This is a genomic window from Enterococcus sp. DIV1337a (genome assembly GCF_051712285.1).
GTDB classification, from domain to species: domain Bacteria; phylum Bacillota; class Bacilli; order Lactobacillales; family Enterococcaceae; genus Enterococcus; species Enterococcus faecalis.
This window is the reverse complement of sequence record NZ_JBIOOP010000001.1, coordinates 2,432,632-2,453,735: the sequence shown is the minus strand read 5'-3', so window position 1 is coordinate 2,453,735 and position 21,104 is coordinate 2,432,632. Positions and strand designations below refer to the sequence as shown.

Below are 21,104 nucleotides of genomic sequence, written 5' to 3'. Positions count from 1 at the left end.
ATAATTTGATAATAATTTTAAAAAAGAAAGGTTTTCAGTGTACTTTTTTCACAATTCATATTACACTAAGAGTGTAGAAATAATATTTAGGAGGATGACAAAGAATGAAATTTGAAAAAACAAAAGAAATTTTGAACCAACTCGTTGCAGATTTAAGCCAATTTTCCGTGGTAATTCATCAAACACATTGGTATATGCGTGGACCTGAATTTTTAACACTTCACCCACAAATGGATGAATACATGGATCAAATCAATGAGCAATTAGATGTTGTTTCAGAACGTTTAATCACATTGGACGGCTCTCCATTCTCAACATTGCGTGAATTCGCAGAAAATACAAAAATTGAAGATGAAATTGGTAACTGGGACCGTACTATTCCAGAACGTATGGAAAAATTAGTAGCAGGCTACCGTTACTTAGCAGACCTTTACGCAAAAGGAATCGAAGTTTCTGGTGAAGAAGGCGACGACTGCACACAAGACATTTTCATCGCCAACAAAACAGACATCGAAAAAAATATTTGGATGTTACAAGCCAAACTTGGCAAAGCGCCTGGTATTGACGCATAATTTAAAACGACTCGCAAAGCCGCTGACGTTGACGTTGGCGGTTTTTTTCTGTTTAAAAGGCACGAAAAAATAAGTGAAAATCTATTTTCTGAAAGCGCAGAAAAACATTGACTTTATCAGTGATTGAAGGTAAAATATTAAATGGTATTGTTTGCCCCACAATGAGCCCCGGAAACTCAAGTGTATGTCAAACATCGAAAACAAAATTGGAGGAAAGAAACGTGCGTACAACATATATGGCCAAAGCTGGCGAAGTAGAACGTAAATGGTACGTAGTAGATGCAACAGATGTTCCTTTAGGACGTCTATCAGCAGTTGTTGCTTCTGTACTACGTGGTAAAAATAAACCAACATTCACACCACATGTGGATACTGGAGATTTCGTAATCGTAATTAACGCTGATAAAGTAAAATTAACAGGTAAAAAAGCTACAGACAAAATTTACTACCGTCACTCAATGTATCCTGGAGGATTAAAATCAGTGACAGCTGGTGAATTACGCGACAAAAACTCTCGCCGTCTTATCGAAACTTCTGTAAAAGGTATGCTACCTAAAAACACTTTAGGACGTAAACAATTTACTAAATTGAACGTATACGGTGGAGCTGAGCATCCACATGCTGCACAACAACCAGAAGTATTAGATATCACGAACTTAATTTAAGGAGGGAAATTCATTGGCACAAGTACAATATAGCGGCACAGGCCGTCGTAAAAATGCAGTTGCCCGCGTACGCTTAGTACCAGGTACTGGTAAAATTACTGTAAACAAAAAAGACGTAGAAGAATATATTCCACATGCTGACTTGCGTGAAGTTATCAACCAACCATTTGGCGTAACTGAAACAAAAGGCGCTTACGATGTAATCGTAAACGTAAACGGTGGTGGCTATGCTGGACAATCAGGAGCTATCCGTCACGGAATCGCTCGTGCATTGTTACAAGTAGATCCTGACTTCCGTTCTGCTTTAAAACGCGCTGGGTTACTTACTCGTGACGCACGTATGGTTGAACGTAAAAAACCAGGTCTTAAAAAAGCCCGTAAAGCTTCACAGTTCTCAAAACGTTAATCGTTGTTACACCAAGGATTTTGGACACTTTCCACTTAGGTTGGAAAGTGTCTTTTTTATTTTGATTACGAGTTTTCATAATCCAATACTTCGACGCTCTTCATTCAATCTTCTTAGAACATCTTTTTGTTTTTCTAGATCACAATGAGTGTAACTCTTTATTGTTACATTGAATCCTTCAACGTGCCCAACTAATGACTGAACAATCGATTCGCTGATGTCACTATTAATTAAGTCACTGATATACGTATGACGTAATCCATGCGGCGTAATATGAAGTAGCCCATATTTTAATTCCAACCTATCTAATTTATTATTTAAATAATCAGGATGTAGGGGTTGGTTAATTAGTCCCTTCTGAGTCGTATACGTAAATAAGAATTGTTCATTTGACTGAAAAATACCTACTTCTTGTAGTTGCCTAAACTGTTCCATTTTCCACTCTTTTAGCAATGCAACAAGTTCGGAAGAGATGGGGATATCCCTCAATCTATAATCATTCTTTGCTCCTAAAACTCTGGTATGAAGCCCTGTTTTTTTATTTTTGAGTAGTTTGTGCTCTAATTGGATCGTCATATTATCAAAATCTATATCTTTCCAAATTAATGGATAAATCTCACCTTTTCCTGCTCCAATAGAATAGGTAAGTGCTAAGGTATATTCTTGTAGTCCATAATGTTTGCATATGAAGTATAAAGATTGTTTAATAGCTTCTTTAGAATAGAATTTTTCTTTCCTACGTTGTTCTGCTTGTTTTTTGAACTCTGCATTTATAGGTAACTGAAGTAGCTCAAACGGATTTATCTTTACAATTTCTTTTCTTTCAGCATAACGCATGACTTGTTTTATATACGATACTAACTTTTTATAGCCTGAATATGGAAAGATATTTTTTTTTGTCACCAAAGGTTCAACTGAATAGTAATTTTATTCATGTGCATATGCCCTATTTGAGGAAGTGGACTTGGTCTAATAAACTAGACAAAAAATTAAGGGAAAGCGAGGATCTAGATTATGCCAAGGCGTTCATTTGATAAAGCATTTAAAATCGCCGCTGTAAAACTGGTGTCGGAAGAAGGATTTTCTATTAAAGAAGTTAGCCTACAGCTAGAAGTTCACGCTAATAGCTTGTATCGATGGGTTCAAGAAGTTGAAAAATATGGAGAAAGTGCGTTCCCTGGAAAAGGGAGCGCGCTTTTTGATGCCCATTATGAAATAAAGAAACTCGAACAAGAAAATCGTTACCTACTAAGAGAGGAATTAGAATTATTAAAAAAGTTCCTGGTCTTCTTGAAGCCAAACAAGAAGTAAGATTTCAGTTCTTAAAAGAACACAAAAATGAGTTAAATATCCGGAGAGCTTGTCAAACATTGAACGTTTCAAAAGCCGGTTTTTATGAGTTTCTTAAAAGAAAACCATCCAAAAGAAAAAAAGAGAATGAACTCTTGAAAGAAGAAATCGCTACTATTTTCAGGAACATCATGGAAGGTACGGAGCGATTCGAATAACAAAAGTATTAAATAAAAAAGGAATTCTTGTTAATCGAAAACGCGTAGGAAAGCTTCTCCATCAACTTGGTCTTTATGCTAAAGGAAGTACCTATAAATACAAGTATTATAATCGGAAGTCCCCATCACTCTCACAACCCAATCTTGTTAATCAAACATTTAAGGCGACAGAAAAAAATAAAATTTGGTTAGGAGACATTACTTACATCCCTCTGAAAGAAGGAATGCTTTATTTATCTGTATTTATTGATGTCTGTACGAGAAAAATTGTTGGGTGGTCTATGTCACCTAGAATGAAAGATCAATTAGTTGTAGATTCCTTTCTTCAAGCATTTGGAAAAGAGCAGCCTGGACCAGGGGTAATTATTCACACTAATCAAGGCTCACAATATACAAGTACTAAATTCCAATCGGTGTTAAGAAAAAAAGAAGCATGCTCTAGTATGAGCCGAAAAGGAAACCCTTATGATAATACCTTAATGGAATCTTTTTACAAAACGATAAAAAGAGAGCTAATCAATGACGCTCAATTTAGAGATATTGATCAGGCTCAAATGGAGATATTTAAATATATTGAAACTTACTATAACACAAAACGCCTACACTCTGCCCAGGGCTATCAATCTCCTAAAGATTTTGAAAAAAATCCACTTATTCTCTTAACTAAGTGTCCGGTTTTTCTTGACAACTCCAAAAAATCCACTCTATAAAAAGTCTAACTTTTTGGGGTCACTACAAGCTTTACTAGATATAAATTAAGTGTATACCAACATAAAGAAATTAGAGATGCTAAAAAGTATTTTGAATATATTAGTATCTTTTTTATGTGTAATAGCCATGTTAAATGGATTAAAAATATTCTTAGTTTTGCGAAGTAAAGAGTTTATATGTGTATATAAAAATAAATGTATATGGAATATTAGGATTTTACTTAATTATTTGATGAAAACCTGTATAATAAGAAATATAATTAACAGTATGAAAGAAATGAGGGAGAAAATTTGTTTCAACCAATGAAAGAAGAATTACGTAAACAAAAATTGATAGAGATAATGAAAAGAGAACCAGTTATGACTGGTATACGCCTTCCTTTTAAAGGGGTTGATAAAGAATATTCGGTATACAGAATTCCTTTAGAATATTTAGTGTACAATCCTTATAATGGTAGAATTGGAACTTTGGTAAAGACTTTTGAAGTTAAAAATCACAAACTTGATGCTGAAAATTCTAAAGATAATGAGATTATTGAACAATTTCTTTGGGATTCTAAGCCTGATAGAAACAAAAAAACTTTAGATAGTTTAGTTAAGATGAAGCAACAACAATATGGAATTGTATCTGGAAATGGAATCATAATTGATGGTAATAGAAGAGCTAGTATTTTAAATAAAATATATAGGGAAAGAGAGAAGTATAAAAGATATGATGTAACACATTGCCAGTTTTTTAATGCTGTAATTCTTGAAGAGGATGTTAGCCAAAGAGAAATATTGCAGTTAGAAACAAGTTATCAGATGGGAATGGATGAGAAATTAGACTATAATCCGATTGAAAAATATTTAAAAACAAGAGAATTGTTTGATTTTAATTATCAAAAAGATGAAATTGCCGATATGATGGGTGAGAAAGAAGCGACAATAGATAATAACATGACCATTTTAAAAACTATGGATGGCTATCTTGAATATTGTGGATATGAGAATATGTACTCCTTATTAGAAAAGAGAGAGGGCCAATTTGTTAATCTCTCTAGCTATGAAAACATATATCTTAAAGGCTCTGGTTTTGGGAAAACCAATTGGGCTCCTGATAAAAAAGATGTTTTTGATATGATTCAAATTAGCTACGATTATATTCGAGCAAAATATGAAGGTAAAGAGTTTAGATATATAGCTCAAAACTCAAAAAGTAATATACCTAAAAGTTTCTTTGCAAATAAAGCTCTTTGGGATGATTTTAAGAAAAAGCACGAAGATATTCGAAATGTTGAAGAACAAGAAATTGATGAGTATTTAAGTCATTATAGTGATTCTTCTAAAATCACAGAAATTTTGAATCAACGAGATAATGAGTGGGCGAAAAAAGTGTCTCATATTATGAAACGTAATATGGGACAAAGCATTAGGACATTAGAGGATATTCAAGAAGCAGATAAGCCTTTAGATTTATTACAAAAAGCTATAAAGACGTTAAATACCATTGATGTAGACAACCCCGCATTTATTGATAAAGATGTACTAAGTTTGGTGGAAGAGATTAATAAATTAACTTGGGACTTTAAAAAAGAACTTAAAAAAGGTTTGAAAGATAAATAGGGTGAAGAAGATGCGTAAAGAAATTTTTTCTATAGAGTTAACAGATAAAGAACTTGTTATATCAGGGGAAATAAGTAAATTTCCCAAGAAAAATAGACAGTTTTTAAATTATTGTTATACTACAGTAGTAACCAATGAATGCATAAATATAAATTGCGAAGAGCTTAAAGATAAAGACATTGGAGAAATAATAGATTATTTAGAGGAAATAGAAGAAGTTGATTTTGAAATTACAGAACAAGCAAAAAAAAACCTTTATAATGTTGAAAATGAGAGACAACGTTTTAAAGAGTTTTCAAGGCAAGCCAAAAATATATGGAAAGGTAATGTGGTAAAAGAAGAGTTTGAGAGGTTTTGCAAAATTCTGGATTCAAGGCTGATTAGAAAATTATATCCACTCCAATTGCTTTCTGCATATCATTTGTCTTTTTCGCAAAATGCATGTAACTTCTCTGTTCCAGGAGCAGGAAAAACAAGTATTGTATATGGATCATATGCCTATTTAAATTCACTTAAAGACAGCAAATTTGTGAATAAATTACTTATTGTTGGTCCATTAAGTAGTTTTGGTCCTTGGAAAAAAGAATATACAGATTGTTTTGGAACATCACCTTCAGTGACAACTATCACTGCCTCAATGGATAAGGAAGAAAAAAAAGGATACTTTTATTCTCAAAAAACCTCACAGATTACCCTGATTTCATATCAAGGTATACTAGGATTACAAACTGAACTAAAATCATTTTTGCAAAACAATCAGGTTATGCTGGTTTTAGATGAAGCACACAAAATTAAAAATACTGAAGGCGGAAAAATTGCAGAAACTGCTATGGAATTATCTAAGTTTGCCCAAAGTAGAGTTATTCTTACTGGTACTCCTGCTCCAAATGGCTACAAGGATTTAAGTAATTTATTCAAGTTTATTTGGCCGGATAAAGAAATTATTCGATTTAAGCCAAATCAATTAGATGATATGACTGAGAACTTGAATGATGAAAGAGTTGAAATATTATTAGATGATATAAGTCCATATTTTGTAAGAATAAGAAAATCTGATTTGAAATTACCTCCAAAGACTGAAAATAAACTTGAAAGAATTGAAATGGATGATGCTCAAAAAGAAATATACAACTATGTTGAAAAAAAATTTATATCTGATACAGATTTTGAAGACATCCTTTTAACAAATATGAGAAAAGCAAAGCTTATAAGACTTATGCAATCAGCTTCTAATCCAAGACTACTATTGAAACCAATAAACGAATATATAAAAGAATTTACTCTTTTTACAGAACAAGATGAAGAATTTTTATCTCTAGTTAGAGAATATGATAAGAATAAAAAAGTACCAAATTTATATTTTTCAGCTTTGGAAAAAATCAAGAAAATTATTAGTTCTGGTGGAAGAGTTGTAGTTTGGGCAATTTATATTGATACACTGCATTTCTTTTCAGAATTTCTTAATCAAAATGGAGTAAATAATAGAATAATTTACGGTGAGACTCCTGTTGAAAATGAATTGACAGATCAAGACATAATAACCAGAGAAAAAATAGTAGAAGAGTTTAGTGCTGAAAATTCTGAATTCGATGTACTTATTGCAAATCCATATGCTGTAGCTGAATCAATTTCTCTTCATAAAAATTGTCACAATGCAATTTATCTAGAAAGAAATTTTGATGGAGCAAGGTTTCTTCAGTCTAAAGATAGGATCCACAGGTATGGTCTTAGTAAAAATATAGACACCAATTATTACTATCTATCTTCAAAAAATTCTATAGGTGAAACAATTCATGATAGATTGAAATTTAAAGAAAGTGTATTATTAAGAGTAACAGAGAGTAGAACAATACCTTTATTCCATTTGTTGAATGAAAACGAGGTAGACAAAGAGGATATCAAGGCGGTGATTTGTGATTATGAAAAACGAAATTCCGAAAAGTTTACTTTCGGTGCCTGAAATACACTATGTTTTTGAGATATGTAACAAGATGAAGAAAAACGTAGAGTATTGTATGCAATATTTTAACGACTTCTCAAGTGAAGCATTAGGTAATACTATTGCACTATTTAATATAATAAAGTTAGAGAATAAGTTTTCAATAGATGAATTCAGTTTTTATTTAATAGAGTATTTAATAAATGAGAGAGAAGATTTTTTTGATTGTTCATACGATACAATAAAAAAATTCAATATACCTATGAGATACTTTGCGGTTAGAAATCTATGTTTGGAATTAGAGATAATAAAAAGGAATAAAGATGATTCGTTTTCTTTTAATGATTACGAAAATGTGGAAAAAATGTCTATAAAAAAGAGAAGGACTGTTTCTCAACAGACGTTAGAGGAATTATACAAAGAATTATCTAAGCAAGAAGAGTTAGGTGAATTAGCAGAAAGATACGTTTTAAATATTGAAAGACATAGATATCCTAATAAGAATGTTGAATATATTTCTCCAATAAATACAAAAGCTGGTTATGATATCCGTTCATTTTTCTCAAAAAAAGAAAAATTACCAACAAAAATGATTGAGGTAAAGTGTGTAGGAGATAACTACTCCTTCTTTATAAGTAAAAATGAAATTGAAAAAGCAACTCAATTTCCCAATGAGTATTATTTATACTTAGTTCATTACTCATTAACTCAAAAACCAATAGAAATATGTAACGTTATCAGTTATATTGAAAGTAACGGAGTACTTTCTCCTCAAAGCTATAAAGTAACATGGCAATCTGAAAAAATAGAATTGATAGGTGAAAAAAATGTCATACAAAGTAGTTGATTTGTTCTGTGGTGGAGGTGGTTTCTCCGAAGGGTTCCATCAAGCTGGTTTTGAAATTGTTAGAGCTTTTGATATATGGGAACCTGCATTACTAACTCATAATAAAAATCATCCTAGTAATGTTGAACCAATAGCTATTAAATACGATATTTATGAATTATCAATTTTACCTGATGAAGAATTTGAAAAAATTGTACCTGATACAGAAATAATTATAGGGTCACCTCCTTGCGTGGCGTTTTCAAATTCAAATAGGTCCGGTAAAGCTGATAAGACACTAGGAATCTTATTGTTGAAATCGTATTTAAGAATTGTTGCACGGAAAAAATTCAAAAAAAACTCTATGCTGAAATATTGGATATTAGAAAACGTTAAAAATATAAAAAATTATATTCAAGAAAGTTACACTATGGAAGAGTTAGGGCTAACAGGAGATGAAGTACTACATATAAATCTCAATAGCTCTGGTATCTATAATGTAAAGTATTACGGAGTCCCATCTAATCGGGAAAGGTTTATTTGCGGAGAGTTTCCTGCTCCGAAAAAAACGCTTGATAAAGATTTTGTCACTTTAAAAACTGTAAAAACTTCATTAGGACTTCCTAAAGATAAAAAGGAAGTATTAATAACTGATCCAAATTATGATTTTAAAATGTTGGGAAATGAAGTAACTGATCATCACTATATTAAAGAAATACCTGAATTTGAGTGGAGTAAAGCTAAAAGACAAAAGCTTGATAAAGGTTATATGGGGAAAATGTCTTTTCCAGAAAATGAAGAAAAACCTTCCAGAACCATAATGGCCACAATGAGCGCATCGTCTAGAGAATCGATGATTTTTCCCTATAAGAATGGTAGGTATAGATATCCAACTATAAGGGAATTAGCAACTTGCATGTCTTTTCCTATCGATTATAGATTTTATGGTGAATCTGATTCCGTTAAATATAAACTTGTAGGAAATGCAGTGCCACCAAAATTCTCCTTTGCTTTAGCAGATGCAATAAGACAACAAGATCATTTAACGATTTCTAATACATTTAAAAGAAAAACTTTTTTTGATGATGATTTTTACAATTTGAACGGGGTTAATTTTGAAGACAAAAAAGAAAAACCAAAGAGAGAGAAAGCAAGATTTAAATATCATGTTCCTTATCTAATAATAAATCGTTTTAGAACAGAATTACAAAATTATGAATCTCATGATGGAAAAATACTTTGGAAAACAGAGATTCATAAAGGTCAAGGTAAAGACGCGAAAGTATATTCTAATTTTAAAGCCCAAATCTCATTTTTAGATCAGAAACGTAGGGATGTCTTAGAAAAATTTATAGAAGATATGGCATTAAAAATAAAAACAATGGGCAATTTACAGTTTGTTTATTGTCAAGTTACAGAATATAGAAAAGAGCAAAAATGTATTGGTCCAGATGAATTATTGGTTGAAATTCGAAAATTGAACGATCATTTCTTTTCAAAGAATGTTGAAAATCAATGGGTAGAAGAACTGCAGATAGAAATTCCAGAACCAATTCTCATTACCTACTATACTCTTAATGAAATTTTAAATAGAATTGATACTTAGTTTAAGTAACTGCACTTTTTCTAGACAGCTTTATAAAGTTATCTAGTTTTTAGTACTTGTTCGGCTCGCAATTGCTCAATTTTATTATAAAAAATTCACACCATTTAACTAAAACAAATGTAAAAAATTTGAATTATTTCTCACTACAGGATTGCTGAACACCACATTTTATAAGGATTTTAATATTTACTATAATTTGGTGCTAAAAAACCAGGTCTTAAAAAATCTCGTAAACCACCACAGTTCTCAAAACGTTAATTATTTGGAGTCGCTACGAACGTGTTCGCATACCAATCAATTACAATGTTTCAAGACACTTTCTCGTTGCGAGAAAGTGTCTTTTTTAACAATCTCTCTAACCCACGCCAATCCTCTCCAAAAAATGGTATCATTAAGTAATGAAACATAACCATAAAAAATAACAAATATCGGAGGCAAAAAATGAGTAGTGTGGTTTGTCAAAGTTGTGGGGCGAATGCGTTTAGATGGTACGATACCGCTGATCAAGTGGTGGAATGTAAGTATTGTCATTCCAAGCAAGCTTTTATAAAAGGTATGGGCGTCGAGTCAGCCATAAAAGTTGTTGGGGGAAAAGAAGAAGCGGAGACGGATTCTGAATACCAAGAACGGATTATTCATCAATTTGGTTTGAAAGATCAAGTGATTGAAGTGAAGAATTATTCATTAATCGATATTCCGTTAACATTTATTGTTTGGTTGTATTTGGATATTTTATTAGGAGCTTTGTTCATCTGTGGTGGTTTTCTATCTAAAAACTATCGAGCTTGGTACGCCAATTTACTTCGTTGGCACTTTTGTGGTTGGCGTTATACAAAGTCAGCGACTGAAAAAGAGAAGGCAAGTCAACGGATTAGAGGCAGTCTGTTGATTAAATGGCTACTTCAAGAGGACCCCGACAAAACGAAAAAATTAATAATGGTTGGCGTGTCCATCCTGTTCACTGTCCTGTTCGTTTACACTACAGGAAATGGCGCTGCCTAAACGAAATATTTATTGAAACACTTTCTGTTGATAGAAAGTGTTTTAATACAAACTAAAAAAAGTGGGCCATAAGTCGAAATGACTTATGGCCCACTAGCTATATTTTAAGGTAATCATCTGAACAAAAGAGACTCTTCCTATAACACTCACCGAGAAGACAAAATTTCATAAATCACATAGAGTTCCCAGTTGGAAATATCTATTCGATAAAACTGTTCTAGGGTATAGAAAATGTTCTTAGCATTTTGGAAAAATGGTTTTTGGTTAATGGTTAGTTCTTCTAGGTTAGCAGGGATTTCATAGTCTTCAACGCCGAGCATTGTCCGCTCTACCATGAGCGCGTTGTGCATCATTAAGTTAAATTTCATTTTGCCGCTGAGTGTGAGATCGAAGCGTTTTTCAATATTCTTTGTAACGTTTTCGACTTGTTTAATGATGACGTCAGGATTTAGAAATTCTAGTTTTTCTGACAAGCCCTCTTTCGAGAAGAAGTGAACAAATTCGTTAATCATGTTATCAATGTTATTGGGATGCATCAAGTTTTGGAAAGGTTCCATCAACTGGGTTCCTGCATCTTCGTCTAACATGTCTAAGAGATTCACGCTAGCAACATTTGTATGGTTGTCTAAGTAGGACGTCGTCAAAATCAGCGAGGTTTCTTTTAAATAATTTTCTTCGGCGTTGGCAATGTCTAATGTGTTCACCAAATCTTTGTATTTTAGGGTAATGACTTTAATGTCAGTATACAGGTATTTTTGACAGATTTGTTTGATTTGCTTGGCAATATCCAGACCTGAAATACTAGAGACAATGATATTTTTTTCCACTGAAAAGCCTTCAAAGTACTGTACATCGGTTTTAAATTTTTTTTCAGCGGTTTTAGCAATACCATAGAAAAGTTGTTCGTTCATTAATTGATGACCAATTTCCAACGCATAGGCAGTGGTCAGGTTGTTGATCACCAAGAGTTCTCCAAGAATTTGCGGTTTCAAACTTTTATAAAGTTGTGTCAGGGAACCCATATCGACGAGCATGATGACGCCTTGTGATGTGTCCCGCTGAGAAAGCCAGTCTTTAACTTCGGCGACGATATCTCGGACGGAGGAGGTTAAGGGCATGTTAATCGCATCGAAAATATAGGTACCACATAATTTGTTGGCAACGGCTTGAATACTTGTGGCAGTCGATTCACCATGCGCTACGAGGAGCGCTTGGTAAGGAATCGTTTCAGAAATTTCTCCGCTAAGTAATACAGATAAGAGTACCTCTGTCAAGAAAAGGTATTCTTCTGGCAGCGGACTGACTAAGTTTTTCACGAGGGAAACCGTTCGCGGATAGTGTTCTTTTAACTGTGCTTGGACTGGAAGGAGCATTGTTTCGTTAAATGTTGGCGGTAAAATTTTCAGCAATTTGGCAACATCTTTCATCGGTTTTTCAGTTTGCTCAGGTTGGTTAATAATTAGTTTGTTTTTGGTTTGGACTTTCGTGACTAGGTTTTGTAAAAAATAATCATTTTCCAAGGTTATTTCATCGTCTAAACAATATTTAATGAATTGTGTTAGTTCAGTTTTTAAGTGGGCCAGTGTTTTTTCTTTTGTATATAAGGCTTCAAAGGTTGCGAAAATATCGGAAGAAAGTGTGTCTTCTTCTAACACTTCTTTGTCTAAAGGAATCGCAATCATTGGTTGAGTCGCATCGCCAATGACGACGGGTTGATTGGGCAAAGTTTTTCGTAATTGCGACGCGCAAAGGAGCTGCACTTTGTTGGATAAACTCCCCACGTTGCCAGGTTCGTCATTTTCTAATAATGCCGTAAAGATTTCTTCGTCCACGTTGATGTCTTTGGTCATTCGTTTCGCTTCTCGGTGGAATAAGTTTTTCAAAATCGCAATCCGTTCTCGAATGGGGCGCTCTTTGAAGTTGGGAAGTGAGACGATTACGGAAATTCGGCGATAAAAGGTTGGTAATAAGACTTTTTTCGGGTTTTCGGTGGTCGCAAATAGTAGTCGAACCTTGGAATGGACCATTTTTCCTTCTTCACCAATGGGGCGGAAGGTCCCTGTATCCATAAACTGAAAGAGTTTTTCTTGGTTTTCGTTGGATAATCGATGTACTTCATCTAAAAAGAGTACGGAATTATTAGCTTGGGCTAAGAGTCCTTGCTTTTCTGATTCAGCCCCAGTAAATGCGCCTTTGGTATGGCCGAAGAGAATGGATGACAGTAATTCGGGATTGTTGGCATAATCGGCACAGTTAAAGGTGTAAAATTTTTCCAGGCCAATGATTTGTTCATTTTTCAGATACTCATAAATCAGTTTTGCCAAAAAGCTTTTGCCGACGCCACTGGCTCCATGGATTAATAAAGGCATACCCAATGGGGGATACAACATAGCGGCTTTGCATTGTTCGATGGCTTTTTTGGCGCTGCCTTGGCTACCGATGTATTGTCGAAACACATCGGTCGTTGGGTTTGTTGCACGGGTTAATTGCCAATAAACGGGTTTTTTTCCCGTTTGTTGGACTTCACCTTTTTCCAATAATTTATTTAAGTATAAGCTGGTTACCGAGCGGCTTAATTGGATTTTTGTGGCAATTTCTTGTGTGCTCATCGGGGTATTGCTGGTTTCTAAAATATCAACTAAGTGTTGGTAGGTCTCCAAGCGCATGATTCATCGTCCTTCCAAAAGAGAGGTCGGGACAGGGGTTGCTGTTCCCGCCGTTTATCAGCTTTTAAGCCTGAGATAAAAATCACTTTGGATTTTTGTCTCAGGCTCTAAGTGTTTAATAATTAAATGTTTATTGCTTCAATTTTAACAGATGCCTAGTAATCCTAGCAAGATGCCTAAGAACATAATGCCAAACATCACCACGTTGACATTGACTTTTTTGCGTAATAACCAGAAAGCAAGTAACGTCACGGCTAATGGTACGATACCGATGAATAGTTGATCCAAATAATCTTGGATTTTAACTACGTCTTCGCTTCCTTTAACAGAAACTTCAAGAATCGTTTTGAATTTTACATTCGAGGCAGTCATACTGCCCATCATCATTAAACCTAACATACTCGATACTTTTGTAAGTATCTTCATTCCGCCTGATTCGTACATTTTTTGGATAAAACTTTCACCGATTGAGTAGCCGCTATACAACGCATAATAGTGAATTAAGAATGCAGGGACGTTGTATAAAAGTAAAAAGACAATCGCACCTAATGGCGAACCGGTGCTAGCTAATGAAATCCCAATACCAGCAGCAATAACACGTAAGATGCCCCAGAAGAAGGAATCGCCGATGCCTGAAAGTGGCCCCATTAATGAGGCTTTAACCGCTGTAATAGAGCTAGCATCAAAGTTTTCGTCTTCACTGTTTTGTTTTTCCATCGAAGCAACGAGCCCCATGATGAAGTTATTGATGTGCATGGTTGCATTGAACCAAGTGGTGTGGCGCACCAATGCCTCGGCACGTTCTTCCTTGGTTTGATAAAAACGATTGATAACTGGGAGTAAAGTGTACATGACACCCACTGCGTGGTATTGTGTAGCTCCTGTCCGGCTAGCGTTCATCGTCCAAGAACGCCAGAAAACAGAGCGCATCATTTTTTTCTCTTCTTTAGATAAATTCTCTTTTAACTTCATGCGAAAAAGTCCTCCTCTTCGATTTCTTTCGCGCTGCCTTCAACCGCAGAAGACGCCGCAGGTTTTCTTTTTAGAATGTCGCGAAATTCTACATCCCGTTGGGCACTCACGACACAAATTACTGTCCCGATGACCGCCACCGCAACGGCTGGTAATTGTAGGTACGCGGTTAATACAAAGCCTAAAATGTAAAAGACGGCCAATTTATTATCCCATAATAGTTTCATTAACATAGCAAACCCAACGGCAGGTAAAAGTCCGCCAGCTGCGCTTAAACCGTTCATCAAGTTTTGTGGAATGCTTTCAACAAACAGATTTACTGGCCCGCTTCCTGCTAAAATTCCGATAAATGAAATCGAAGCGATGATTAAATAATAAATGATCCACGTTCCATAATGCAGTGTCACAACCATTTTTTGGTTGCCTTCACGGGCTGCTTTGTCAAGAGAAGGAGCAAAGATATTCATAAAGACATTTTTTAAAAACATTACGACGAAAGCGGCTAACATCCCAATTGGCACGGCTAACGTCATGGCGGCTTTTTGTTCGACATTTGAAATAATTGCAAACGTTGTGGCTAAAGTAGTCGCAGTTACAGGTTCCGCTGCGATAACACCACCGATATTAACATTGCCTAAGAAAATTGCTTCCAAAGAGGCACCCATTAGGACCCCTGTTTTCATGTCGCCCATTAAAATTCCTGTGACTAATCCAACGACTAAGGGACGTTCCATCATACTTTGACCAGTTAAATAGTTTCCAGCAAAACAGATAAATACAGCTAAAGCTGCCATTGTTGCATGCATAAGCATTGTTCATTTCCTCCTTTTAATTGACGGCTTGTTTTAAACTTAATTTTGAGTTGGTTGGCAGTACTTGATTATAACTTTCCACGTGAGTCAAACTGGCTAATTCTTTGGCTGCTTCTAACTCTTCAGGGTTTAATTGGACACTTGGGAAAACCATTGTTTTGGTAGCTGGATCTGATTTGTCAAAGCGACCAGCATTGGCAACATTCACACTTTCAATATCTGTCACGTTTTTCGCAATTTTAGTAGCATCCGCTACACTGTTCACAATTACAAAAATTCGTTTGTCTTTGCCACGAGGATCATTGAAAACATCAATCGCATCATCGACTGAGCGAATTAATAATTTCATGCCATTGGGGACAGCCATTTTTAACGTCATTTGCATTACTTCGTTTTTGGCTGCTTCATCATTCGCTACAACTAATAAAGGGGCATTCAATTCTTTGGTCCAAACTACGGCTACTTGGCCGTGAATTAATCTGTCGTCTACTCGTACTTGTGTAATCATTTTAACTTCCTCCTAAAAAAAGTTCTCTTCTTCATTTGATGGGTTTAATTCAACGAATTGAATTTGTGCTTCAGCAATTGCTGCTTGAACATCTTCTTTGGTTAGCTTTTCGCCTTCTTTTAAGAAAATCAGCGACAAGGCAATGGCTAAGTTGGCATTGGAAATGATAAAAACATTGTCTGGTTTTGTCGTCATGACTTCTTGAACAATTTTTTGATTGACACTACCGCCATATAAATCTGTTAAAATAATAGCTTGTTCTTCGGCGCCAAGGGACTGAAGAAACGTTTGAATAATTGGCGTGTAGTCATCAGGAGTTACATAGGCATTGATGACCGCCAGCTCTTTTCCTTTGTCTGCGAGAATATCCAAGGAACTTTGGAAGCCTTTCGCTAAGTTTCCGTGACTAGCAATTAAAAATTTTCTTTTCATTCTTTTCACCTCACTTTTATATAAAGCAAGTTCTATGCCAAAAAAAGAGAACTCTAAACCCTTGATTTAAAAGGTTTTTAACGCTCTTGAAACTGTTTAAACAGTTTCGAGTCAAAATAAACACGTTAATCGCTAGCTAGTTTGTTACCGAAAAATAGCTAAACAAAATTTTGAAAATTAATCAAAATAACCCCCGTTTTTATCGAGAAGTGTTACAATAATACTCATGAATATTTATACATTAAGGAGAGTTACGAATGACTGATGCTCTTGTGATACAAGATTTACGCAAAGTGTACGCTTCAGGTGTCGAAGCGCTGCGGGGAATTGATTTAACAGTTGAAGAAGGCGATTTTTATGCTCTTTTGGGACCGAATGGCGCAGGAAAATCAACGACGATTGGGATTGTGACCTCGTTAGTTAATAAGACTTCGGGGAAAGTCAAAATTTTTGGGTATGATTTGGATACGGAATTGGTTCGAGCGAAGCAACAAATTGGGTTAGTGCCGCAGGAGTTTAACTTCAATCCGTTTGAAACGGTCCAGCAGATTGTGGTCAATCAAGCGGGCTATTATGGGGTATCTCGTAAAGAAGCCATGAAACGGAGTGAAAAGTATTTAAAACAATCCAATTTATGGGAAAAACGGAACGAACGGGCGCGAATGCTTTCTGGCGGAATGAAACGTCGCTTGATGATTGCTCGCGCGCTGATGCATGAGCCGAAGTTATTGATTTTAGACGAACCAACTGCAGGTGTCGATATTGAATTACGCCGTGAAATGTGGGCCTTTTTACAAGAGTTAAATGCGCAGGGAACCACGATTATTTTGACGACCCATTACTTAGAAGAAGCTGAGATGTTGTGTCGCAATATTGGGATTATTCAGTCTGGTGAATTGATTGAAAACACCAGCATGAAGCACTTGTTAGCAAAATTACAATTTGAAACGTTTATTTTTGATTTAGCCCCTTATACGCAGGCGCCAGTTATTGAAGGCTATCAAAGCGTATTTGAGGACGAGTTAACGTTAGCGGTGGAAGTGGAACGAAACCAAGGAGTCAATCACTTGTTTGAACAGCTAAGTCAACAAGGAATCAAAGTATTGTCAATGCGGAATAAGTCCAACCGTTTGGAAGAGCTCTTCTTGAAGATTACCGAGGATACGTACCAAAGGGAGGATCAACATGTTTAGTCTGTATTTTACTGCTTTAAAAAGTTTAGCTGTGAAGGAAACCAACCGTTATTTACGGATTTGGGTCCAAACACTGGTGCCGCCAGTGATTACGACGTCCTTATATTTTGTGATTTTTGGGAAAATGATTGGGGGTCGAATTGGCGACATGGGCGGTTTTTCTTATATGGAATTTATCGTGCCAGGTTTAATTATGATGTCAGCCATTACAAGCTCGTACGCCAATGTTTCGTCTTCCTTTTTCTCACAAAAATTCCAGAAAAATATCGAAGAAATTCTCGTGGCGCCAGTTCCAACTCATGTGATTATTTGGGGATTTGTGATTGGTGGCGTTGGGCGTAGTATTTTGGTCGGAGCGTTAGTCACCATCATTTCTCTATTTTTTGTGCCGTTGCACGTTGTTTCTTGGCTGATGGTCATCATGACTTTATTGATGACTGCGATTCTTTTTTCTTTAGCTGGTTTGTTAAATGGTATTTTTGCGCAATCCTATGACGATGTATCGATTGTGCCGACCTTTGTGTTACAGCCTTTAACCTATTTAGGTGGGGTTTTCTATGCCATTTCCATGTTGCCGCCATTTTGGCAAGCTGTTTCAAAAGTTAATCCGATTGTTTACATGATTTCTGGGTTCCGCTACGGTTTTCTAGGGGTTCAAGATGTGCCAATTGGTATTTCTATGACCATTTTAATCTTATTTATTGTCGTTTTATATGGCATTTGTTGGTACCTTGTAGAAACAGGGCGTGGCTTACGTAGTTAAGCCTTACGTAAAAAGATTAAACTGTCTGAATCACTCACTCTAGCGAGCAGATTCAGACAGCTTTCTTGTTTCTAAGTATGCCTTTTTTGATTCTTCGTGCATTTCCCTGTATAATAGCAATGTTTCGCACCAGAATATGTCGACAAGTTGTCGTTGAAAATAAAGAAAAAATCAGAAATGGAGTATATGAAGATGAGCAAGAATTTTTGGGCAACATTGCCAAAGCCCTTTTTTGTTTTAGCACCAATGGAAGATGTCACTGATGTGGTCTTTCGTCATGTCGTGAAAGAAGCTGGGGCGCCAGATGTGTTTTTTACAGAGTTTACTAATTCAGATAGTTATTGTCATCCTGAAGGGAAAGACAGTGTGCGCGGGCGCCTCGTTTTTACAGAAGATGAACAGCCGATGGTGGCACATATTTGGGGAGATAAACCTGAATTTTTCCGTGAAATGAGTATCGGCGTAGCGGAGATGGGCTTTCAAGGATTAGATATAAATATGGGTTGTCCTGTGCCTAACGTGGCTGAGCGTGGGAAAGGCAGCGGGCTGATTTTACGCCCGGAAGTTGCGGCTGAATTGATTGACGCCGCCAAAGCAGGTGGCTTACCTGTTAGTGTCAAAACACGCATTGGGTTTACTGAAATGGCGGAAATGGATGCGTGGATCACGCATTTATTAGAACAAGACATTGCGAATCTATCCATTCATTTACGAACACGAAAAGAGATGAGCAAAGTGGATGCCCATTGGGAGGTCATCCCGCAAATTATGGCTATTCGGGACCGTGTCGCACCGCAAACGACAATTACGATTAATGGGGATATTCCCGATCGTCAAAAGGGCCTAGAATTAGCAGAACAATATGGTGTAGATGGGATCATGATTGGCCGGGGGATTTTTAAAAATCCTTATGCCTTTGAAAAAGAACCCAAAACACATACGCCACAAGAATTGCTGGGGTTGTTACGTTTACAATTGGATTTGCAAGACAAATATGCGGAATTGGTGCCTCGCTCCATTGTTGGATTGCATCGCTTCTTCAAAATTTATGTCAAAGGCTTTCCAGGTGCCAGTGATTTAAGAGCACAATTAATGAATACAAAATCAACGGATGAAGTGCGCCAGTTGCTAGCGACGTTTGAAGCAGAGCATGGTGTGCTTGACTAAATAAAAAAAGAGAGGAGGCAGCATTAGCTAATGCTGCCTCCTCTCTTTTGAATGCTTAATGCGCAATCATTTCTTGAGCAATTTCTTGTTTGCTTAAGTCGTTTGGATAATATGTTGGCCAGTTGTCCATTTCGTTGAATAGACTTTCTTGGCTATCGCCGCCGAAGAAGATGTGGAAATGAGCGGCTTTCGTTGGTGCGATGTTGTGGTCGCTAAATTGGACGTATTTAAACCGCCCAGCATTGGCATCGTCTGTTTCAAAAAGGAAACGGACGCCACGGTTGCCTTTTGCATAGTTTAAAATTTTATAACCGGCTGCTTTATAGGTGAATTTTTGTGGTTTGCCATCGACCAGAAACTCAATGGTGGAATCAGTGATGTTAATGTGGTCGACATCGGTTTGATAGCCAGCATCATAGTAGGTTTTGTATTCGACTGGTGTTTTATCTTTTTTCAGTTTCGCTTTGTAATCGAAGACTTGGTCTAATGTGCCATCTTTTAATAAAGGATAGACGGATTGCCAATTTCCAGCGTAATCTGCCAATGTTCTCTCAGCCACCTCACTGTCTTTGAAATAGCCGTTAGCTACAGTTTTTTCTGTTTTTTCAGAGGTTTCTGGCTGAACCTCTTTCCCAGCTGTATCTGTTGTTTTTTTCAAGGCGGTTAAGTTTTCTCTCATTACAGAAAGATAATCTTCGCCATTATCCATTTGTTTTTGTGTCAAGCTTTCTAGCGGGTTTAGGACCTCCAATTGAACATTTGCTTCATCAGCTAACGTTTTAGCGATTTTATCGTTGGCATTTTTTTCAAAATAAATATAGCGAATTTGGTTGTCTGTGACATATTTTTTCAACTCTGCTAAGCGCCCTGCTGTTGGCTCTTGTTCAGGTGTTAAACCAGCTATTGGCACTTGTTTTAAGCCGTAATCTAAGGCAAGATAACCAAATGCAGCATGTTGGGTAACAAAACTTTTTTGCTGAGCGTCTTTCAAGGCTGTTTGAAACTCTTTATCTAAGGCCGTTAATTTTGTTAAGTATTTTTCTGCGTTTGTTTCAAATGTTTTGGCTTTTTTAGGGTAAAGTTTGACTAATTGTTCTTTGATGTTTGTGACTTCTTGGATGGCACGATGGGGCGAAACCCAAGTATGCGGGTCTAATTCATGGTGGTGGCCTTCTTCGCCATGTTCGTGGTCATGGTCGTGTCCGTCTTCGTCACTACCAGGAAGTAAGACCATGTTCTCGGTGCCTTTAATGACGTTTGGGGCTCCTTTTTTCCAGCCTTTAGCAGCTTTTGGTACCCAAGATTCCATGTTTTCATTGTGGTAAACGAAAACATCAGCATCATGGATGGTAGCCATATCTTTGGCGGATGGTTCATAATCGTGAGGTTCAGAACCAGCAGGGATTAACAATTTGACGTCTCCTTCAGCGCCTACAATATTTTTAGTGAAATCGTACATAGGATAAAAAGTCGTGACAATGGATAGTTTTTCTTTACCGTCAGCGGTTTTATCAGAGGTGTTTGTTTTGCCGCAAGCGCCGAAAAGGATTAGTGATAAGGCGGCTAACAGGGGAAGAGTAAATTTTTTCATAGGTGTGCTCCTTTAGTGAATTACGCAATTTTCTTTTGTTTATTGCGCTTATGTTCTTTAATGATTTTAAGTGCGCGTTTTCGTGTTTTGATGTTGGGACTTTTCAGTCGACGATAAGCGCTAGATAAATCAGTTTTTTCCATTATATATAGGACCTCCAT

At 36.1% G+C, this 21,104-nt stretch carries 19 protein-coding genes and 1 pseudogene; 12 read left to right on the top strand and 8 right to left on the bottom strand.

Translation table 11 applies throughout. The features are described from left to right. Positions 1-104 precede the first annotated feature (104 nt). The 3 genes from IGL49_RS11650 to rpsI all read left to right on the top strand — a co-directional run bounded on the left by IGL49_RS11650 (position 105) and on the right by rpsI (position 1,643). Positions 105-572, top strand: coding sequence for a Dps family protein (locus tag IGL49_RS11650; RefSeq protein WP_002354782.1), 468 nt, complete (start codon positions 105-107; stop codon positions 570-572). A gap of 236 nt (positions 573-808) precedes the next feature. Next, positions 809-1,237, top strand: a complete 429-nt coding sequence (rplM, locus tag IGL49_RS11645; protein WP_048670019.1) for a 50S ribosomal protein L13 — start codon at positions 809-811, stop codon at positions 1,235-1,237. 13 nt (positions 1,238-1,250) lie between these two features. Next, positions 1,251-1,643: a 30S ribosomal protein S9 gene (gene rpsI, locus IGL49_RS11640; protein WP_002354786.1), complete on the top strand. Its 393-nt coding sequence runs from the start codon at positions 1,251-1,253 to the stop codon at positions 1,641-1,643. Between the two features lie 75 nt (positions 1,644-1,718). On the opposite strand, the gene IGL49_RS11635 is transcribed toward rpsI, so the two are convergent. Further along, positions 1,719-2,546 (bottom strand): tyrosine-type recombinase/integrase, encoded by an 828-nt coding sequence (locus IGL49_RS11635; RefSeq protein ID WP_129317355.1) that lies wholly within the window; start codon positions 2,544-2,546, stop codon positions 1,719-1,721. 111 nt (positions 2,547-2,657) lie between these two features. Between IGL49_RS11635 and IGL49_RS11630 the strand changes: the two are divergent. From IGL49_RS11630 to IGL49_RS11605, 6 genes and pseudogenes are all read left to right on the top strand, one after another. Beyond that, positions 2,658-3,861, top strand: a pseudogene (locus tag IGL49_RS11630) (IS3 family transposase). Positions 3,862-4,152: 291 nt separating this feature from the next. Beyond that, positions 4,153-5,466: a hypothetical protein gene (locus IGL49_RS11625; protein WP_219842245.1), complete on the top strand. Its 1,314-nt coding sequence runs from the start codon at positions 4,153-4,155 to the stop codon at positions 5,464-5,466. Between the two features lie 10 nt (positions 5,467-5,476). Continuing rightward, entirely contained in the window at positions 5,477-7,426 is a 1,950-nt protein-coding gene (locus IGL49_RS11620; protein WP_104854378.1) for a DEAD/DEAH box helicase, read from the top strand. Further along, positions 7,386-8,252, top strand: coding sequence for a DUF3883 domain-containing protein (locus IGL49_RS11615; RefSeq protein ID WP_104854379.1), 867 nt, complete (start codon positions 7,386-7,388; stop codon positions 8,250-8,252). The genes IGL49_RS11620 and IGL49_RS11615 overlap by 41 nt, the downstream gene beginning before the upstream one ends. Further along, positions 8,233-9,837, top strand: coding sequence for a DNA cytosine methyltransferase (locus IGL49_RS11610; RefSeq protein ID WP_104854380.1), 1,605 nt, complete (start codon positions 8,233-8,235; stop codon positions 9,835-9,837). The genes IGL49_RS11615 and IGL49_RS11610 overlap by 20 nt, the downstream gene beginning before the upstream one ends. A 441-nt stretch (positions 9,838-10,278) precedes the next feature. After that, a complete protein-coding gene (locus tag IGL49_RS11605) occupies positions 10,279-10,839 on the top strand; it encodes a hypothetical protein (protein ID WP_002370144.1) in 561 nt (186 codons plus the stop codon). 146 nt (positions 10,840-10,985) lie between these two features. On the opposite strand, the gene IGL49_RS11600 is transcribed toward IGL49_RS11605, so the two are convergent. From IGL49_RS11600 to IGL49_RS11580, 5 genes are all read right to left on the bottom strand, one after another. Continuing rightward, positions 10,986-13,505, bottom strand: coding sequence for a sigma 54-interacting transcriptional regulator (locus IGL49_RS11600; RefSeq protein ID WP_104854381.1), 2,520 nt, complete (start codon positions 13,503-13,505; stop codon positions 10,986-10,988). 144 nt (positions 13,506-13,649) lie between these two features. Then, on the bottom strand, positions 13,650-14,477 hold the full coding sequence (locus tag IGL49_RS11595; RefSeq protein WP_104854382.1) for a PTS system mannose/fructose/sorbose family transporter subunit IID: 828 nt from the start codon (positions 14,475-14,477) through the stop codon (positions 13,650-13,652). After that, on the bottom strand, positions 14,474-15,289 hold the full coding sequence (locus IGL49_RS11590) for a PTS mannose/fructose/sorbose/N-acetylgalactosamine transporter subunit IIC (RefSeq protein ID WP_002365419.1): 816 nt from the start codon (positions 15,287-15,289) through the stop codon (positions 14,474-14,476). The genes IGL49_RS11595 and IGL49_RS11590 overlap by 4 nt, the downstream gene beginning before the upstream one ends. 16 nt (positions 15,290-15,305) lie before the next feature. Further along, positions 15,306-15,797, bottom strand: coding sequence for a PTS system mannose/fructose/N-acetylgalactosamine-transporter subunit IIB (locus IGL49_RS11585; RefSeq protein ID WP_002354800.1), 492 nt, complete (start codon positions 15,795-15,797; stop codon positions 15,306-15,308). A 12-nt stretch (positions 15,798-15,809) separates the two neighbouring features. Continuing rightward, the gene (locus IGL49_RS11580; protein ID WP_104854383.1) at positions 15,810-16,229 is read right to left on the bottom strand and encodes a PTS sugar transporter subunit IIA; all 420 of its coding nucleotides are present in this window, start codon (positions 16,227-16,229) and stop codon (positions 15,810-15,812) included. A 257-nt stretch (positions 16,230-16,486) separates the two neighbouring features. Here IGL49_RS11580 and IGL49_RS11575 point away from each other — a divergent pair, with 257 nt between their 5' ends. From IGL49_RS11575 to IGL49_RS11565, 3 genes are all read left to right on the top strand, one after another. Continuing rightward, positions 16,487-17,422, top strand: a complete 936-nt coding sequence (locus IGL49_RS11575; RefSeq protein WP_104854384.1) for an ABC transporter ATP-binding protein — start codon at positions 16,487-16,489, stop codon at positions 17,420-17,422. Continuing rightward, positions 17,415-18,185, top strand: a complete 771-nt coding sequence (locus IGL49_RS11570) for an ABC transporter permease (protein WP_002354811.1) — start codon at positions 17,415-17,417, stop codon at positions 18,183-18,185. The genes IGL49_RS11575 and IGL49_RS11570 overlap by 8 nt, the downstream gene beginning before the upstream one ends. A gap of 192 nt (positions 18,186-18,377) precedes the next feature. After that, positions 18,378-19,352 (top strand): tRNA dihydrouridine synthase, encoded by a 975-nt coding sequence (locus IGL49_RS11565; protein WP_010710860.1) that lies wholly within the window; start codon positions 18,378-18,380, stop codon positions 19,350-19,352. 55 nt (positions 19,353-19,407) lie between these two features. On the opposite strand, the gene IGL49_RS11560 is transcribed toward IGL49_RS11565, so the two are convergent. Both IGL49_RS11560 and IGL49_RS11555 read right to left on the bottom strand, forming a co-directional pair. After that, entirely contained in the window at positions 19,408-20,943 is a 1,536-nt protein-coding gene (locus IGL49_RS11560) for a zinc ABC transporter substrate-binding protein AdcA (protein WP_104854385.1), read from the bottom strand. 20 nt (positions 20,944-20,963) lie between these two features. Further along, a complete protein-coding gene (locus tag IGL49_RS11555) occupies positions 20,964-21,086 on the bottom strand; it encodes a putative metal homeostasis protein (protein WP_002383181.1) in 123 nt (40 codons plus the stop codon). Between the last annotated feature and the right edge of the window lie 18 nt (positions 21,087-21,104).

Bases quoted from the DNA above. Each gene is read 5' to 3' on its own strand.
- IGL49_RS11650 (WP_002354782.1), top strand. From the start codon at position 105: ATGAAATTTGAAAAAACAAAAGAAATTTTGAACCAACTCGTTGCAGAT.
- rplM (WP_048670019.1), top strand. From the start codon at position 809: ATGGCCAAAGCTGGCGAAGTAGAACGTAAATGGTACGTAGTAGATGCA.
- IGL49_RS11620 (WP_104854378.1), top strand. From the start codon at position 5,477: ATGCGTAAAGAAATTTTTTCTATAGAGTTAACAGATAAAGAACTTGTT.
- IGL49_RS11615 (WP_104854379.1), top strand. From the start codon at position 7,386: ATGAAAAACGAAATTCCGAAAAGTTTACTTTCGGTGCCTGAAATACAC.
- IGL49_RS11610 (WP_104854380.1), top strand. From the start codon at position 8,233: ATGTCATACAAAGTAGTTGATTTGTTCTGTGGTGGAGGTGGTTTCTCC.
- IGL49_RS11605 (WP_002370144.1), top strand. From the start codon at position 10,279: ATGAGTAGTGTGGTTTGTCAAAGTTGTGGGGCGAATGCGTTTAGATGG.
- IGL49_RS11600 (WP_104854381.1), bottom strand. From the start codon at position 13,505: ATGCGCTTGGAGACCTACCAACACTTAGTTGATATTTTAGAAACCAGC.
- IGL49_RS11595 (WP_104854382.1), bottom strand. From the start codon at position 14,477: ATGAAGTTAAAAGAGAATTTATCTAAAGAAGAGAAAAAAATGATGCGC.
- IGL49_RS11590 (WP_002365419.1), bottom strand. From the start codon at position 15,289: ATGCTTATGCATGCAACAATGGCAGCTTTAGCTGTATTTATCTGTTTT.
- IGL49_RS11585 (WP_002354800.1), bottom strand. From the start codon at position 15,797: ATGATTACACAAGTACGAGTAGACGACAGATTAATTCACGGCCAAGTA.
- IGL49_RS11580 (WP_104854383.1), bottom strand. From the start codon at position 16,229: ATGAAAAGAAAATTTTTAATTGCTAGTCACGGAAACTTAGCGAAAGGC.
- IGL49_RS11575 (WP_104854384.1), top strand. From the start codon at position 16,487: ATGACTGATGCTCTTGTGATACAAGATTTACGCAAAGTGTACGCTTCA.
- IGL49_RS11570 (WP_002354811.1), top strand. From the start codon at position 17,415: ATGTTTAGTCTGTATTTTACTGCTTTAAAAAGTTTAGCTGTGAAGGAA.
- IGL49_RS11565 (WP_010710860.1), top strand. From the start codon at position 18,378: ATGAGCAAGAATTTTTGGGCAACATTGCCAAAGCCCTTTTTTGTTTTA.
- IGL49_RS11560 (WP_104854385.1), bottom strand. From the start codon at position 20,943: ATGAAAAAATTTACTCTTCCCCTGTTAGCCGCCTTATCACTAATCCTT.
- IGL49_RS11555 (WP_002383181.1), bottom strand. From the start codon at position 21,086: ATGGAAAAAACTGATTTATCTAGCGCTTATCGTCGACTGAAAAGTCCC.